The sequence below is a fragment of the Paenibacillus sp. FSL R7-0272 genome (assembly GCF_037969905.1).
GTDB lineage: Bacteria > Bacillota > Bacilli > Paenibacillales > Paenibacillaceae > Paenibacillus > Paenibacillus polysaccharolyticus.
The window spans coordinates 4,035,341-4,051,559 of the sequence record NZ_CP150221.1 but is presented as its reverse complement, the minus strand read 5'-3'; the positions used below and the strand labels follow the sequence as shown (position 1 = coordinate 4,051,559).

The 16,219-nt window shown below is 46.3% G+C and carries 16 protein-coding genes and 1 riboswitch; of the genes, 14 read left to right on the top strand and 2 right to left on the bottom strand.

From position 1 onward, the window contains the following. Positions 1-114: 114 nt before the first annotated feature. From MKY23_RS17955 to MKY23_RS17945, 3 genes are all read left to right on the top strand, one after another. Positions 115-357, top strand: a complete 243-nt coding sequence (locus tag MKY23_RS17955; protein WP_090922446.1) for a DUF4227 family protein — start codon at positions 115-117, stop codon at positions 355-357. A 92-nt stretch (positions 358-449) separates the two neighbouring features. Further along, on the top strand, positions 450-1,340 hold the full coding sequence (locus MKY23_RS17950) for a tyrosine recombinase (RefSeq protein ID WP_154888486.1): 891 nt from the start codon (positions 450-452) through the stop codon (positions 1,338-1,340). A gap of 184 nt (positions 1,341-1,524) precedes the next feature. Beyond that, the gene (locus MKY23_RS17945; protein ID WP_090922442.1) at positions 1,525-2,349 is read left to right on the top strand and encodes a purine-nucleoside phosphorylase; all 825 of its coding nucleotides are present in this window, start codon (positions 1,525-1,527) and stop codon (positions 2,347-2,349) included. A 132-nt stretch (positions 2,350-2,481) separates the two neighbouring features. Here MKY23_RS17945 and MKY23_RS17940 read toward each other — a convergent pair whose 3' ends face one another. Next, the gene (locus MKY23_RS17940; RefSeq protein WP_339831229.1) at positions 2,482-3,033 is read right to left on the bottom strand and encodes a glutathione peroxidase; all 552 of its coding nucleotides are present in this window, start codon (positions 3,031-3,033) and stop codon (positions 2,482-2,484) included. Positions 3,034-3,506: 473 nt separating this feature from the next. Here MKY23_RS17940 and MKY23_RS17935 point away from each other — a divergent pair, with 473 nt between their 5' ends. The 4 genes from MKY23_RS17935 (at position 3,507) to sigF (ending at position 6,401) form a co-directional block, all read left to right on the top strand. Continuing rightward, the gene (locus tag MKY23_RS17935; protein WP_339831227.1) at positions 3,507-4,682 is read left to right on the top strand and encodes a D-alanyl-D-alanine carboxypeptidase family protein; all 1,176 of its coding nucleotides are present in this window, start codon (positions 3,507-3,509) and stop codon (positions 4,680-4,682) included. Positions 4,683-4,825: 143 nt separating this feature from the next. Beyond that, positions 4,826-5,179, top strand: a complete 354-nt coding sequence (spoIIAA, locus tag MKY23_RS17930) for an anti-sigma F factor antagonist (protein WP_090922436.1) — start codon at positions 4,826-4,828, stop codon at positions 5,177-5,179. Further along, positions 5,176-5,631 (top strand): anti-sigma F factor, encoded by a 456-nt coding sequence (spoIIAB, locus tag MKY23_RS17925; RefSeq protein WP_090922434.1) that lies wholly within the window; start codon positions 5,176-5,178, stop codon positions 5,629-5,631. The genes spoIIAA and spoIIAB overlap by 4 nt, the downstream gene beginning before the upstream one ends. Before the next feature lie 14 nt (positions 5,632-5,645). Then, complete coding sequence (sigF, locus tag MKY23_RS17920) at positions 5,646-6,401, top strand: RNA polymerase sporulation sigma factor SigF (protein WP_090922432.1); 756 nt, start codon at positions 5,646-5,648, stop codon at positions 6,399-6,401. Between the two features lie 120 nt (positions 6,402-6,521). On the opposite strand, the gene MKY23_RS17915 is transcribed toward sigF, so the two are convergent. Beyond that, positions 6,522-7,436 (bottom strand): DMT family transporter, encoded by a 915-nt coding sequence (locus tag MKY23_RS17915; protein ID WP_339839534.1) that lies wholly within the window; start codon positions 7,434-7,436, stop codon positions 6,522-6,524. A gap of 117 nt (positions 7,437-7,553) precedes the next feature. Between MKY23_RS17915 and MKY23_RS17910 the strand changes: the two genes are divergently transcribed. The 7 genes from MKY23_RS17910 (at position 7,554) to MKY23_RS17880 (ending at position 15,624) form a co-directional block, all read left to right on the top strand. Further along, complete coding sequence (locus tag MKY23_RS17910) at positions 7,554-8,474, top strand: AraC family transcriptional regulator (RefSeq protein WP_339839531.1); 921 nt, start codon at positions 7,554-7,556, stop codon at positions 8,472-8,474. Between the two features lie 660 nt (positions 8,475-9,134). Then, on the top strand, positions 9,135-9,791 hold the full coding sequence (locus tag MKY23_RS17905) for a stage V sporulation protein AA (protein WP_090922421.1): 657 nt from the start codon (positions 9,135-9,137) through the stop codon (positions 9,789-9,791). Then, positions 9,778-10,200: a stage V sporulation protein AB gene (locus tag MKY23_RS17900; RefSeq protein ID WP_111269610.1), complete on the top strand. Its 423-nt coding sequence runs from the start codon at positions 9,778-9,780 to the stop codon at positions 10,198-10,200. The genes MKY23_RS17905 and MKY23_RS17900 overlap by 14 nt, the downstream gene beginning before the upstream one ends. A gap of 91 nt (positions 10,201-10,291) precedes the next feature. Beyond that, positions 10,292-11,902, top strand: a complete 1,611-nt coding sequence (locus MKY23_RS17895) for a spore germination protein (protein WP_339839528.1) — start codon at positions 10,292-10,294, stop codon at positions 11,900-11,902. A gap of 103 nt (positions 11,903-12,005) precedes the next feature. Further along, the gene (lysA, locus tag MKY23_RS17890) at positions 12,006-13,337 is read left to right on the top strand and encodes a diaminopimelate decarboxylase (protein ID WP_336120267.1); all 1,332 of its coding nucleotides are present in this window, start codon (positions 12,006-12,008) and stop codon (positions 13,335-13,337) included. A 247-nt stretch (positions 13,338-13,584) separates the two neighbouring features. Beyond that, positions 13,585-14,016, top strand: a complete 432-nt coding sequence (locus tag MKY23_RS17885) for a peptidylprolyl isomerase (RefSeq protein ID WP_090922413.1) — start codon at positions 13,585-13,587, stop codon at positions 14,014-14,016. Between the two features lie 282 nt (positions 14,017-14,298). After that, complete coding sequence (locus tag MKY23_RS17880; RefSeq protein WP_154983691.1) at positions 14,299-15,624, top strand: hypothetical protein; 1,326 nt, start codon at positions 14,299-14,301, stop codon at positions 15,622-15,624. 153 nt (positions 15,625-15,777) lie between these two features. Beyond that, positions 15,778-15,941, top strand: a riboswitch (FMN riboswitch). Positions 15,942-16,219: the final 278 nt, after the last annotated feature.

Here is a 16,219-nt window from a genome sequence, read left to right as displayed (position 1 = left end):
TTTTGGTCACGAACCTGGCTTATGGTTCGCTCGTCAAGGCATATTCCCGGACATTTGGACATACCCTGTTTCAAGAACGATACTGGACTTGAAATACGGGAGGGGACAGTTCCAATGATTATATCTGTGCGGAGAGGGCTCCGTTTTATACGATTTATAGTGTTTTTTGCTGCGCTGGTGTATCTTTTCTACCACGTACTCGATCTGTTTAACGGCTGGATTTCACCTGTGGATCAGTATCAGATGCCAACGGGCAATGCGGTTAAGGTATTTCAGGAAACGGATTGGCCAGGCACTGGAGAAGCACGTCCTACGATGGCGGAGCGGCTTCGTCTCTTCTATTGGTACGGTGAGTAGCTGAAGGCGTGAAGAGTAGCTCCGACAGTCAGGGATGCAAATACGGAAGCAGCCTGCCGTTTGGCATTGCTGTCAGATGAGGAGTGTTGTACATGAATCAGACCATACACGCCTATGCTTTATACCTGGAAGAAGATAAAGGGATGTCGAGCAGTACGCTGGAATCCTATCTTCGAGATGTGGACAAGTTCGTTGAATTTGTGAAAAAGGAATATGGAATCCGCGAGGCGAGTGAGGTTAGACGAACACATGTTGTGTTATTTGTGGGTCAGCTCAAACAGGACGGCCGTGCGAATGCAACGATTGCTCGTAGCATCGTGTCTTTGCGATCGTATTTCCATTTTCTGATGCGGCGCGGCGAGATTGTACAGGATCCTACGTTTGATGTGGAAGCACCCAAGGCTGACAAGACACCTCCCCAAGTTCTTACGATTCCGGAGATCGAACTGTTGCTTGCTTCTCCAGATGTCAGCTCGCCCCAAGGCGTTCGAGATCGAGCCATGCTGGAGTTGTTATACGCTACGGGCATTCGGGTATCGGAACTGATTGCGCTGGATGTACGGGATGTACAGCCTGGGATGCGCTTCATTCGTTGCGGCGGAGCGGGGAAAGAGCGCATTCTTCCGATTGGTGCACCGGCTGCCCACTGGGCGAGCGTATATATAGACGAGTTCCGTGAACAATTGCTTAAAGCAGGAACGGACGAGCAGGCATTATTTGTGAATGTATCCGGCAGACGATTAACCCGTCAGGGATTCTGGAAGTTGCTGAAAAAATCTGCTGTGGACGCGGGGATCTCGGGTGAGATTACACCGCACACACTTCGCCATTCATTTGCAGCTCATCTCATTGCAAACGGAGCTGACACTCGTGCGGTTCAGGACATGCTTGGTCATGTCGAACAGCCCGGACAGCAATACAGTCAGCATGGGCGCAAGACGATGAAAGAAATTTATGAGACCCATCATCCACGTGCAAAATAAAGCTTAACGCATGGTTTGCATCTTTAGCGTTTTAAGTTAACTTATATTTGAAACCAACCAACGCCGTTATACATACGCGGGTTGCATGTTAAATTTCTGATTTCTTACGCCAACACAGGCGTAGACATGACAACCTTGCTGAATCTTAAACGGTTCGTTACTAATCAAGGAGGAACAACATCTTATGACAACACTAAACCAACAGATGATTGCAGAGGCGGCAGCCTACATTCAAAGCAAAAGCTCCATCAAACCGGAAGTCGGTTTGATTCTCGGGTCAGGGCTCGGCGTTCTGGCTGAACTAATTGAGGATGGCGTTAACATTGCGTACCAGGATATTCCGCATTTTCCGGTGTCCACTGTAGAAGGACACGAAGGCGAACTGTTGCTTGGTACGATTCAAGGCCGTCCGGTTGTGATGATGAAAGGCCGCTTTCATATGTACGAAGGATACGGCCCGGAATTAACGGCATTCCCGGTACGTGTCATGAAAGAGCTGGGCGTGAGTAGTCTGCTAGTAACGAATGCAGCTGGTGGCGTAAATACTTCTTATCAAGCAGGCGACTTGATGCTCATTTCCGATCATTTGAATATGACTGGCAAAAACCCGCTAATTGGTCCGAATGATGCTGCGCTTGGCGTACGCTTCCCGGATTTATCCGAAGCCTACAGCCGTCGTTTGCGTGCACTTGCTAAAGATACAGCCGCAACTCAAGGTTTTAATGTGCAAGAAGGTGTGTATGCAGGTCTGCTTGGCCCTAATTACGAAACTCCAGCAGAGATCAGAATGCTTCGTACCCTCGGTGCCGATGCAGTAGGCATGTCCACCGTTTCCGAAGTGATCGTAGCGCGTCATGCGGGCATTGAAGTGCTCGGCATTTCTTGCATCAGTAACATGGCAGCGGGGATCTTGGATCAACCTTTGTCACATGATGAGGTAATGGAAACGACGGAGCGTGTACGTGAAGCTTTCTTGGCGCTCGTGCTGGCGGTTATTCCTAAGATGTAATGTTGAACTGAAGATGAACAAAAACGATCTTTAGTTTGAAGGACCTAATAAGGAACAATTCATTGAATGATGTTTGCTCAATGAGCTGTTCCTTTTTTTATAATATGAAATATGAGAATGATGATATTCACTTTAGATGGAGAGCAATGATTGAATGCTTGGTTCAATGTCAAATGGTTCCGTCGTTGTCTCAAATCTTCCTCGTACCTGACCGTTCTGATCAATTAAAAATTTAGTGAAGTTCCACTTGATCCCATCACCCTTGTAGATATCAGGGAATTTTTCGTTTAGAAAATGGTGCATCCATTCTCCGCTAGCCGTTTCGGTGTCATAGCCTAGAAATGGTGCTTGATTGGTTAAAAACTGAAAGATCGGATGAGCGTTCACGCCCCTGACATCAATTTTTTCAAATAACGGGAACGTTAACTTCAATTGCTTTTCACAATGAGCTTTCACTTCCGAATTGTCCCCTGGCTCTTTTTCATTAAACTGATTACACGGAAACGCTAGAATCTCGAAACCGTAACGCTGGTACTTTTCGTACAACTGTTGAAGGGTCTCAAATTGACGAGCGTAGCTACACTTACTGGCCGTGTTTACAACAAGCAGTATCTTTCCTCGGTATATAGTTAGATCAGCTAGCCTGCCATCTATGAAATGGACTTTTTTATTATAAAAAGACATTGGAATCATCCTCCTAAGTTATTTCAATTGTGACATACACATCATAATCTGATATCACTCATAGGGGAAATATATATAAATGATAAATAACATAGGTAAATTCTATAAATAATTTTCTTCTTATATAAGTTGAACTATTCTTTTACACAATAACGGAGAGGACAGAAAAAACCTGAAAAAGCGGAGCTGAAAGTTTTCTGAAAGAAAGCTACATCGGAAGCATAGGCTTCGCCTTTATCACCGGATTTTCCCCTTTGGAAAAGGGAATCCAAAAAATCTGGGGATAACCGCTACTCTCCAGGTTATTCTGTCATCGGAGTGGACCGTGTAAAGTTTTTAGTTCAACTTATATAGTAAAAAAAAGTTAGGGAAAACCTGCTGAGATTGGAATAATTTACTTCAAACCCGCCGACAATGGATAGCAGTACATGCGAGGACTTACCACCACGCTATTCATTTGAGGAGGGAACCTAGTGAAAAAAAGAATAATGGCATCGTTCATGACCCTTTGTATGCTGCTACCTGTAATGGCATCTTCTGCTTTGGCTGAGGAAACACCCAAGGCTGCTGGCGGGGCGGATTTGGCTCCATCAGCACGTTCAGCCATTCTGATGGATGCAGATACGGGAACTGTTATTTATGAGAAAAACAGTCATGATCAGCTGCCTCCGGCGAGTATAACGAAAATTATGACCATGTTGCTTACCATGGAAGCGATTAGTTCAGGCAAACTGAAGTTAACGGATAAGGTAAGAACGAGTGAATATGCGGCGTCTATGGGGGGCTCACAGATCTTTCTGGAGCCTGGGGAAGAGATGAGCGTGGATGATATGTTAAAAGGTATTGCCATGGCCTCCGGCAATGATGCATCTGTAGCAATGGCCGAGAAGCTTGCTGGCTCGGAAGAGGCTTTTGTACAGATGATGAACGAGCGTGCGCAGGAGCTGGGCATGAAGGATACACGTTTTGCCAATGCGAACGGACTGCCGGTGGATAATCATTATTCCTCTGCGCACGATATCGCGGTGATGAGTCGCGAACTGCTAAAACATCAGGGCATTACGAAGTACACGGGTGCATATCAGGACTACTTGCGTAAAGATTCCGAAAAGCCGTTCTGGCTCGTGAATACCAACAAACTGGTGCGTTTCTATCAAGGGGCAGATGGTTTGAAAACGGGGTACACTTCCGAAGCGAAATTCTGTCTGTCGGCTACAGCTTCTAAAGATGGGCTGCGTGTCGTTGCGGTAGTCCTTGGTGAGCCGAATACAAAGACTCGGAACAGTGAAGTTTCCTCTATGTTTGATTATGCATTTGCTCAATACACGATGAAGGCACTTTACAAAGCAGGTGATCTTCTGGGCAGTCTGAAGATTGAAAAAGGTGATGTCGCGGAGATGCAGCTGAATGCTGCGCAAAACTACAGTGTTCTGATGCGCAAAGGAGCCAAGTCGACAGATATCCGGCATGAGCTGATTGTAGCCAAAGAAGTGAAGGCTCCGATTAAGGCGGGTCAGAGTGTAGGTAAACTCGTCGTATATCAAGGCAACGAGGTAATTAAAGAGTTTGATATTCAGGCTCCGCAAGACGTGGGTAAGGCAGGCTGGTGGAAGCTGTTCAAGCGCACAACCTCGAACTTGTTTGATTAAGCGGCAGGAAGCGCCATTCTCCTTGGGGCTGGAACGGTTTTTGTAGTTAAATAGGGGTTTTCTTCTAGTTTTGTCGGGGGGCAGGAAAAGCCTTTGGCAACGTAGAAAACCTTGTTCTAAGACAGGGAGGAGAGTGGGCAAACGTGAATTTGAATGTGGACATGGAGCATCACCGCGGGATTTTGATTGTGCGATTATCCGGGGAGCTGGATCACCATACAGCTGACATGGTACGTATGCAGATGGATGAAGCGATACAGCGCAGACAATGTGAACATCTGGTGCTGAGTTTGAAAGACCTCGAATTTATGGACAGTTCAGGCCTAGGTGTTATTTTGGGAAGATACAAGTTGATCAAAAATAAAGGCGGCAAAATGGTCGTCTGTGATGTAAATCCGCCGGTATACCGTTTGCTGGAAATGTCGGGATTGTTCAAGATCATGCCGATTTACGAAAATGAGGGCACTGCTCTCTCAGGTCTGGAGGTCGTCTCATGAATGAAGGAACAGGGGCAAATTTCATGAATCTGCAATTTGCGGCCAAGTCGGAGAACGAATCGTTTGCACGGGTTACCGTTGCGGCTTTTATCTCTCAGCTTGATCCCACGATGGACGAGCTTAGTGATCTCAAAACGGTTGTCTCGGAAGCGGTGACCAATAGCATCATCCACGGATACAATAACAATCCCGAAGGTGTTGTGACGATTCAGGCCGAGATTCGTGACGATATGATCACGATCATTGTAGAGGACCGCGGTGAAGGCATCGAGGATCTTGAACTGGCCAAACAGCCGCTGTATACGTCCAAACCCGAACTTGAGCGGTCGGGCATGGGATTTACGATCATGGAAAATTTTATGGATGAATTCGAAGTCAGCAGTGAGCCCGGCAGAGGCACCTCCATCAAGATGAAAAAAAGGATTGAATCCAAGAAAGCATTGTATAATTAGGGGTTGGTGTTCTTATGGATGCTGAAGTGAAACCATCTTCACAGACCTATTTGGACGATGCCGAGGTCAAACGGCTGATTGCGCTCAGTCAGTCGGGTGACCATGAATCACGGGATACGCTGGTGAACTGCAACATCAGACTCGTCTGGTCCGTCGTGCAGCGTTTTATGAACAGGGGATATGAACCGGAGGATCTGTTCCAGATTGGTTGTATCGGCCTGCTCAAGTCAGTGGACAAGTTCGATCTCAGTTATGACGTGAAGTTCTCGACGTATGCGGTACCGATGATTATTGGTGAGATTCAGCGTTTCCTGCGGGATGACGGAACCTTGAAGGTCAGTCGTTCGCTGAAAGAGATGGCCAATAAAGTCCGCAAAAAGAGGGATGAGCTGTCCAAACATCTGGATCGATTGCCCACAATTAAGGAAGTTGCCGCTGAACTCGGGGTTACCCCGGAGGAAGTGGTATTCGCCCAGGAGGCTAATAAACCGCCAACCTCCATTCATGAGACGGTATTCGAGAATGATGGTGATCCGATTACACTGATGGATCAGATCGCGGATGAGTCTCAGGAGAAGTGGTTCGACAAGCTGGCGCTGAATGAAGCAATCGGCGGCCTGAGTGAACGGGAGCGACTTATCGTATACCTTCGGTATTACAGGGATCAGACTCAATCCGAAGTGGCAAGCAGGCTGGGGATATCCCAAGTGCAGGTCTCACGGTTGGAGAAAAAAATACTGCAATCTATTCGCGATCAAATCGCGCAGTGATTCAGGATTGATTCAGGGATGATTCCATCCGCCGGTATGGGTATGGATTCATCATGATACGACAACTAACAACCTCAATTCGCGTTATTTAGCGATGAGGTTATTTGTCGTTTTAATATTTTATGCGGACACGGAGGACGAACGTTTGAACTGTAAAATGACAATTAAAAAGATAATACAGCCAGTACCTAACCATTGATAGATACCGAAGGGCTCATTCAGCCAAAGAACTGTGGTACCCACTGCCGCCAAAGGTTCGGCGCTCCCTAACAAGCTGGTCTCCTGAGGCGTGAGGTATTTCAGGCTGGCAATGTAGAACCAGAATGCGAGTAACGTTCCAATCAATATGGAAAACAACAAATAACTATAGGTCTCTGATGTCAGCAGTGTAAGGTGGATCTTCCATGGCGCATGAACAAAGCTCATACCCACTCCACCAATCACCATGGCCCAACCAACGACCACGAGAGAATCAAATTCGTTAAGTAATCTGACCGCATACAATGTATAAAATGCAGCAGATACACCAGATAACAATCCCCAGATCACTGCTGGCTGCGAGACGGATAACTGATGCAGAGAGCCATTTGTAAGCAGAAGAAAACATCCCAAAAGCGCCAGAGCAGCGCAGATTATAAGTTTGGCTGTAAGTGTGGATTGTTTGCGCAATACCATATATACCATGATCATGACAGGAGAAAGATATTGCAAAAGTGTGGCGACAGCCGCATTGCCGTGATCAATGGAAGCCATGTAAGTGTACTGTACAGCCAACATGCCGACCAAGCCAAAGATAATAAATGGCAGGGCTGTTTGTTTCGATTTCCAAACTTCAAGAATCTGTGAACGGCTAGGTGTAAATAATTGCAGTAAAAGGAGAAGGATGCCGGCACATAACAATCGCACGGTTACATACCAATTAACATCGATATGGTGCATTTGAAATAGATTTTGAGCCACCGTTCCTCCGATACCCCAACAAGTAGCTCCTGTCAAAACCAGAAGTATACCTTTGAACTTGGGTGTTGACACTATTGATTTCATGTTTATTCGCCTCGCCTTAAATATAAGAATAGTGATATAGTAAGACAGAATTGATTTGATTAATATCAAGAATTACACAAAAAATATAACAATATTGAGATGAGAATGATGAGGAAAATAAAATTTGGCATCAATCCACAGCTAAAGGAAATGACAGAACATCGTACTGATGATCTGTCTATCGCTTGTTACAAGACAACTATATCCGAGCATGTACAAGGGTATATTCCTTTGCACTGGCATGATGAATTGCAGTTTGTAGCTGTTATTCAAGGTAAGGTGTTATTTCATATTAATGAACAGCAAGTAGCGGTCTCACAAGGAAATGGGCTGTTTATCAACAGCGGGATGATGCACATGGCAGAGAATTTTAGTGCGGAGGAGCAGGGTATGTATCTTTGTTTGAATGTGGCTCCGCAATCACTGGTATCTGCCGAGCTTTACATGAAATACGTACATCCATATGTAACTGCAACGAATTTACCATTTCTAATGATTGAGAAATCTAACTCATGGGGAGAGCAGGTACTTGGAAACATCTCGGCTGTGAGACAGGAGATTGAAAAGCAGGCTCCTTATTATGAATTGAACGTTGCAGCAGCTGTGCTGGAGATCTGGAAAGGCCTAATCAAGAATGGTTACTTTCTGGAACATAACGAAACAGAGATGATCCGAGATCGGCGTATAAAACAGATGCTGATGTGGATTCATCAAAACTATACTGAACAGCTCAGGCTGGAGGATATCGCAAAGGTAGGTCAGTTAAGTCGTGCAGAGACATGCAGAACCTTTAAGCAAATACTGCGTACGACACCGATGCAATATGTGCTGGATTATCGAATTCGAAAAAGTACAGAGCTGCTACGTTTCTCACAGCGCAGTGTCACCGAAATCGCTTACGAGGTTGGGTTCAACAGTAGCAGCTACTTCATCGAACAGTTCCGAAAAATGATGAAAAGAACGCCTTTACAGTATCGAAGGGAGGAACAGAAGGGGAGGCAAGATGAGAAGAAAGAGATACGTAGTTAATGGTTAGGGTTCATGAATTGTCACTTAGAAGAGGGCGAGCTGAACTATATCGGCTTGCCTTTTTAATTTCTTCCAAAGCCGACCCCATCTAGAGCGCCCACCGCCCTCCACACTCTTTTCATCCACGAAAAGATCTCCAGCTTTTATCCCCCTGCGCACCCCCGCAAGATTCTTACATTTCGTTTGGAACAAGAGGGAGGCAAGCCAGCGGAGGAAAGGAATCGGTAAAAGGAGCGAAGCGAGCGCGTTTATCACGGGATTTCCTCCTTGAAAAGGAGAAAACGAGAAATCCGGGGATAACCAGCGCCCGATACCGATCCATCCCGGAGCGTCCAGTGCCCCTATGTTTTTTTCTTCGATGCACTAGCTTACATTCTTCCCCCTGCCCACCCCCCGCAAGATTCTTACATTTCGTTTGGAACAAGAGGGAGGCAAGCCAGCGGAGGGAAGGAATCGGTAAAAGGAGCGAAGCGAGCGCGTTTATCACGGGATTTCCTCCTTGAAAAGGAGAAAACGAGAAATCCGGGGATAACCAGCGCCCGATACTGATCCATCCCGGAGCGTCCAGCGCTCCCTCCACACTCTTTTCCAACTTAAATGTAATAAATTTGCACATTCTTCAAATACTAACCTAAATTACGCAGTAAAGGAGTGCTGTGGATGTCCCAGACACCCACTCCCACGGTCTACGTCCGCATGCGCAGCCGGATTCGCATTCAGAGAGGGCGAGCGGTCAAACTGCGGGATATTGCCCACGTCCTGGCCTCATCCGAGGAACAGGAAAACAGGTTACTGGAACTTGAACTGCTGCAGCCCGGACCGGAGGACGGCAACCTGATCCTTATTGACATCTTGCAGATTATTCCCCGGATTCGGCAACTTCTGCCGGATGTGAATGTGGAGTTGATGGGGTCCGGGCATACGTTAGTTGAAGTAATGGCAGGTAGTGGTAAGGCTTCGAAATCTTTGTTTATTCTGGTATGGTTGCTGCTGTTCTTCGGTTCAGCACTGACCATTATGAATTTTCACGCAGACGTAAATATGCAGGAAGTACAGATTCGCATCGTAGAGATGCTGACAGGACACCGGGATGAGCATCCGTACTTATTTCAGCTCGCCTATTCCCTTGGGATCGGCTTCGGCATGGCGGTATTTTTCAACCATCTATTTAAGAAAAAGTGGAATGAAGAGCCAACACCGCTCGAAGTGGAAATGTTCCTTTACCAGCAAAATGTAGACCAATTTGTCGTCATTGAAGAAACCGAACGTATGCATAAGCAGAATCAACGGGAGTTGAACGACGATGAGCGTGCTTAACGGAGCGATCAGCATTGTGCTTGGCATTGCCGGGGGAATCGCTGTGGGGAGTGGTGTTATTGCGCTTATTCTTGTACTCGACATGATTCCGAGACTGGCTCAAGTGACACAGTCCTATGACAAAACGCATTGGTACGAGGGTGCTCTCATTGGAGGTTCGCTACTTGGCACGGTAGCCGATTTCTGGCATTGGAAAATGCATGGCGTTATGTTGCTTAGCCCGATCGTCGGACTGTTCTGCGGCGTTTTTATTGGTCTGCTGGCTGCCGCTCTGACAGAAGTATTAAACGTACTACCCGTTCTGGCTAAAAGGCTGGGTATGAGGTCGTATTTGTTTGGACTGTTGCTCGCGATGATTCTAGGGAAAATGACAGGTTCATTGTTTGACTTTTTTATATACCAACGGTAAGCAGCGTGACAGGTTAAAGGAGGATGGAATGGACATGGACGAACATACGAATCAAACGGGTCATGAACAAGGTGATGGTATAACGGAAGACATGTTGCACAAGTCTGCTTACGAGATCCGGCAGGAAGAAGAAAAGAAGGCGTACCAGAAAAAAAAGCAAAACGAGATGTCCGACAGTATTGAAGAATCTGTTCTTTATTGGCAACATAACGATAACATCTCCCCGCGTATGAGTGATAACAAAAACACGTTAAAACAAGTGATCGGTCTTGGCGAGTCGTTTGATGTGGATATGAGGGAAATGGTACTTGGCGGCAAACATGTGGGATTACTGTTACTCACGGGTTTTGCCAAAGATGAGATTTTGCTCGAAGTATTGAAAAGATTAACCTATCTGACGCCGGATCAAGTATCAGAGCACGCACTCAAGTCCTATTTCGAATGTTATATTCCTCATATACAGGTAGAACGAGTGGAGAAGATGAGTGCTGTCATTAGCAAGGTGCTCATGGGCATGAGTGCCATGTTTGTAGAGGGAGACCGGTCTGTGCTTATTATGGACACTCGGAGTTATCCGGTTCGATCCCCCGAAGAGCCTTCGCTTGAACGCGTGGTTCGTGGTTCACGGGATGGTTTTACCGAGACATTACTGACCAATGTAGCGCTGGTGCGCCGTAGAATACGGGACCCCGGACTAAAGTTTGAACTTATGCAGGTAGGACGGAGAACCCAAACCGATGTTTGTGTGGTTTATATTGACGATATAGTGGATAAGGTGCAGGTGGATTCGGTAAAGGAAAAAATACAACGGATCGATATCGACGGTATTCCGGCTGCCGATAAACAGTTGGAGGAAGCGATCATCAACAAAGGATGGAATCCATTTCCCCTTGTTCGTTATTCGGAACGTCCTGACGTTACCGCATCCCACTTGCTGGAAGGACGAGTCGTTATTTTTGTAGATACATCCCCCAGTGTAATGATCTTGCCGACGACTTTTTTTGATCTATGCGAGCATGCAGAGGAGAACAGACAAACTGCCCTTATGGGAACCTATCTGCGCTGGGTGCGTTTTGCAGGCATCTTGATCTCTCTGTTTCTACTGCCACTATGGATGTTGATGGTTATCGAACCTTCGCTCAAACCGATTGGTTTGGATTTCATCGGCCCACAAGAAAATGTGAAATTACCGATTATTTTGCAATTTCTGCTCATTGAGCTGGGCGTAGACTTATTACGGATGGCTGCGGTTCATACGCCTACGCCGCTGGCTTCCGCCATGGGTCTAATTGCGGCAATACTGGTCGGAGATATCGCGGTGAAAACGGGCTATTTTGTCAATGAGGTTGTGCTCTACATGGCTATTGCGGCAATCGGAATGTTTGCTACACCGAGTTACGAGTTAGGACTCGCGAATCGACTGGTCAGGCTGCTACTGCTCATTGCAGTTGCGATATTTAAGGTGCCGGGTCTGGTCGTTGGAACTACGTTGCTGGTTGTGGCGTTGACCATTCACCGTTCATATAACTCGTCTTATCTTTGGCCATTTATACCTTTTAATGCAAAGGCATTTGGCAACTTCTTGTTCAGAGTTCCATTGCTTGTCAGCAAGAAACGTCCATCATTCAACAAAACACGTGACAACACCAAGATGTCCGAAGATCCCGACGGTGAATTGCGAAAAGGTAAAAAACACAAATGATGTGCCGAAAAATCCATTCATCTCCCGGCTTAATTTGATATACTGGTGTAAAATCAATGGAATAGTAACTGTTCCAGTATACAAAAAGTGAGGAATGCAAACGATGTATTTACACGGTACAAGTAGAATAAATGAGCAAGGTCACCTGGAGATTGGTGGAGTAGACGTTACGGATATGAAAGAGCAATTTGGAACACCGCTCTATGTTGTGGACGAGCAATTGGTTCGCGAGCGCTGCAGAGAGTACATGGAAGCATTCCGCGCTTCAGGTTTGGGCTTCCAAGTTGCATATGCAAGCAAAGCATTTTGTGTTATGGCGATGTGTGCTCTGGCAGCAGAGGAAGGTCTTTCTCTGGACGTTGTCTCTGACGGCGAACTGTTCACTGCATTGCAAGCAGGGTTCCCAGCAGAACGCATTCATTTCCACGGCAATAACAAAACGCTCGAAGAGATCGAAATGGCGCTTGACGCTGAAATTGGATGCTTCGTGGTTGACAACTTTAACGAGTTGCATCTGCTCCAAGCTGTCGCAACGGACAAAAACCGTAAAGTTAACATCCTACTACGTGTAACGCCAGGTGTTGAGGCGCATACGCATGAATATATTTCGACAGGACAAACGGACTCCAAGTTCGGTTTTGATATCGGCAACGGTACAGCATTCGAAGCTATTGAACTCGCATCCAAACAGTCCAATCTGGTATTGCTTGGTGTACATTCTCACATCGGCTCCCAGATCTTTGAGGTTGAAGGATTCCAGATGGCGGTTCAACGTGTTGCTGAATTTGCAGCAAGTGTATACGAGCGCCTGAATGTGGCATTCAAAGTCGTAAACCTGGGCGGCGGATTCGGAATCCGTTATATTGACGGTGACACGCCGCTTGAAGTGGCTCAGTATGTGAAGGCCATTACCGATGCGGTAAAAAATCATTTTGCGCAAATCGGCTATGCAGTGCCTGAAATTTGGGTCGAGCCAGGCCGTAGCATCGTAGGTGAAGCAGGCACAACGCTGTACACCGTTGGAACGAGCAAAGACATCCCCGGCGTGCGTAAATATGTAGCAGTAGATGGCGGGATGACGGATAACCCACGCCCTGCATTGTATGAGTCCAAGTATGAGGCCGTACTGGCAAATCGTGCAAACGAAGCGGCAACAGAAACGGTATCTGTAGCGGGGAAATGCTGCGAGAGCGGTGACATGTTGATATGGGATCTGGATCTGCCAAAAGTGGAGAGCGGTGATCTGCTTGCCGTAGCTTGCACAGGGGCATATAACTACTCCATGGCAAGTAACTACAACCGGATTCGTCGTCCGGCGGTTGTGTTTGTCAAAGATGGTCAAGGTGATGTGGTTGTACGTCGTGAGTCATATCAGGACATTATCCAAAACGACCTCGTGCCAGCGCGTATTGGCAAACAGCCAGTTACTCGTTAATTCAAGTTCCTATAGCGCTAGATGAGGACGGAATGGGCTTGCCCCTTCCGTCCTTTGTCATGGACATTGTAGCTGTTTGGCACGCTTGAAGGCTTGTATTTGAGAGTAGAAAATCAAAAATATAGCTCTTTCTTTTGCGATTCGGCCCTTTTCGGTGTACACTAAGAAAAGTGCTGTAATGCTTGACCACAAGTTTGGTATTGCATCACAATTACTTTTGCTCAAAATTGAAAGGAGTCATTTACATATGGCGAAACAAGCGAAAATTAAATTGGCAAACGGCGGAGAAGTTCTGATTGACCTGTTCGATCAAGAAGCTCCAAACACCGTAGCAAACTTTGAAAAATTGGCAAACTCCGGTTTCTATAACGGACTCGTTTTCCACCGTGTAATTCCGGGCTTCGTAGCTCAAGGTGGATGCCCTAGCGGTTCCGGTACTGGCGGTCCTGGTTACACAATCAACTGTGAGATCAACCCGAACAAACATGAGCGTGGAACACTTGCGATGGCACATGCTGGCCGCAACACAGGCGGAAGCCAGTTCTACATCTGCTACCAACCACAGCCACATTTGGACGGACAACATACTGTATTTGGTAAAGTAAGCAAAGGTATGGAGTTTGTTGATGCATTCGAAGGCCGCGACAAAATGGAAACTGTTGAAGTTGTAGAAGTTTAATTTAAACTGCAACGCATGATTCACATCAATTGAGTGAACCCCTGGTATATTCCTATTACGGAAGTACCAGGGGTTTTGTGTTTTTACAACCAAATGCATCATTGCCTTGCGTAGTGTTACTAAAAATAAGCTTAAAGGAACTGGCGGGACAAGTAGTTCGTGGGTTATTCTAGCTAGGTACAGACTGTTGAAACCGAATACATGAGGTTTGGCAGCGCACTGGATATACTGAGCTTACAAACTTACATGTTTTCAGAACTACTGTGAAAGGATGTTGTTACTTTGACTTTAGATGTTGTACAGCAACTGAAATTACTTCAACATATTTATAGTGAGAGCACGATTTGGGACGAGGAGTTGCGTGCTTCAAGACACAATGTACCAGAGGACGTATCGGCGGAACAATTACAGGCACTAGAGGCTACTGGACATGAGCCTAATCACTTTGAAAGACCGCAGCATGAGGATACGATCCGAGAACTGAGAACATTGGCTGAGCGTTGGACACTTCAGGAGGCTGCTCAGGCTTTTGTGGCTTCTCTATGGTCAGCGCCAATGATCTGGCGTTCACTTCTTGCAGGAAAACTGATTGCAACCAGCATACCTGACCATGAATATAGTCCATATCCTTCCAGTCGTAAGTGCCAGATCTGTGGTTTGGATGTGAATGACGGAGTAGATACTTCGCTTCAGTGGTACTGGCGAATGACCAACGGTACACCGCTTGATGGAGATATCTTTGGACATGTACTCGCTCTGAGAGAGATGGCTGCTTCGCAGGAGCCTCCTGTTCCTAATGAGTATGATCGCTGGACGTTGCGCGCGGTGTTAACGGTGCTGCGTAATCTGCCACCTAAAACTCGGTACAGCAAGGCTGCGGATGCGCTCAAAAAAGAACAACTCCTGCCTACGAAAAAAGTATATGTTTACCGCGATTTGCTTGAAACGCTGGCGCTGATCGGCATCCTGGACACGCCAGAACAGCCAGGAATGATTACAGCCTTCACCTCATATGCAGAACGCGACAAGAGACCTAATACCCGGGTTGAGGTACAAGCTCCCTTGGCATGGTGGGATTCATCTGTAGGAATCAACGAGCACAATTTGAACCTGATCTTTGGTGAATTCGATTGCAGTGATGTATCGTTAGAGAACAAGCCTGAACCGAATCCACTGGCGAGTGAGACCGTTATTGGTTTATTTGAAAGTAGACGAGGTGTAGGTGCCAAGGCGAAGGTGCCGAAAAAATCTCCGGATGCCGGTACAGGTGAAGTGCAGCCTGGAGACGTATATGCAGTGAAAGTACTTAGTGGTTCTTGGGTTACTGTATATTGTCATGAAGTGAAGGACAAACGTACCATTGTTGAATATCTGGATGGCGTGTTCCCCGATATGCCGGGAAAAGAAGACCTTATTCTGACCGTTCGTCCAAGGCCGGATGAGCGCTGGCAGTGTTCGGCCATTGGAATCGACTCGACCAGTTGGGTTAGAAGAGTAGCCCGCGATATGCCAGCACCTAATGCTTCCCAGCCCAAACCTGAGAGTGTTCCGTTCCACGCTGCGAAGGATTTGAGGCACATGGCAAGCTGGTGTTTTCCAAACCTTTAGATTTAGTTTTTCAATAGTAGATGACGTCCGTGTCTTGTATGAGATGCGGATTTTGTAATATAAATGCTTATTAAAAGTTAGTATGTGACAAAAAGAAACAAAAATGAATTGATTTTTTGACATTAAAGTGCTAACATCCAATTAATAACGAAAGCGATCCTTCAGGGCAGGGTGTAATTCCCTACCGGCGGTGATGCGTGTTGGGGATATTATTTTCCACCGATATGGCAAAGTCCGTGACCTGTCTGCTTATAGCAGATGGCTGATCTGGTGTAATTCCAGAACCGACAGTATAGTCTGGATGGGAGAAGGAGTGGGTGTAAGCCGGTGTGGTTACACTCCGCAGGAGTGATGTCGCATAGCATTCAGCTCGTTTGGATGATATGTGTGGAAGGCTTGTTTATAATGAGTTTTCTGGTACATAATACCGTTATATAGAAACTCTTCACCTGATTTTTTGTATATCATTCTATAGCTCGAATGGGTATGCAATAAGGTATGTGTTTGTTTTCACTTACCTGTTAACTGGTTTTGGTGAAGTGTCGGTATTGGTGTGTTTCATCTCTCCTGCTGATGACAGTAGTCTTCCATCATC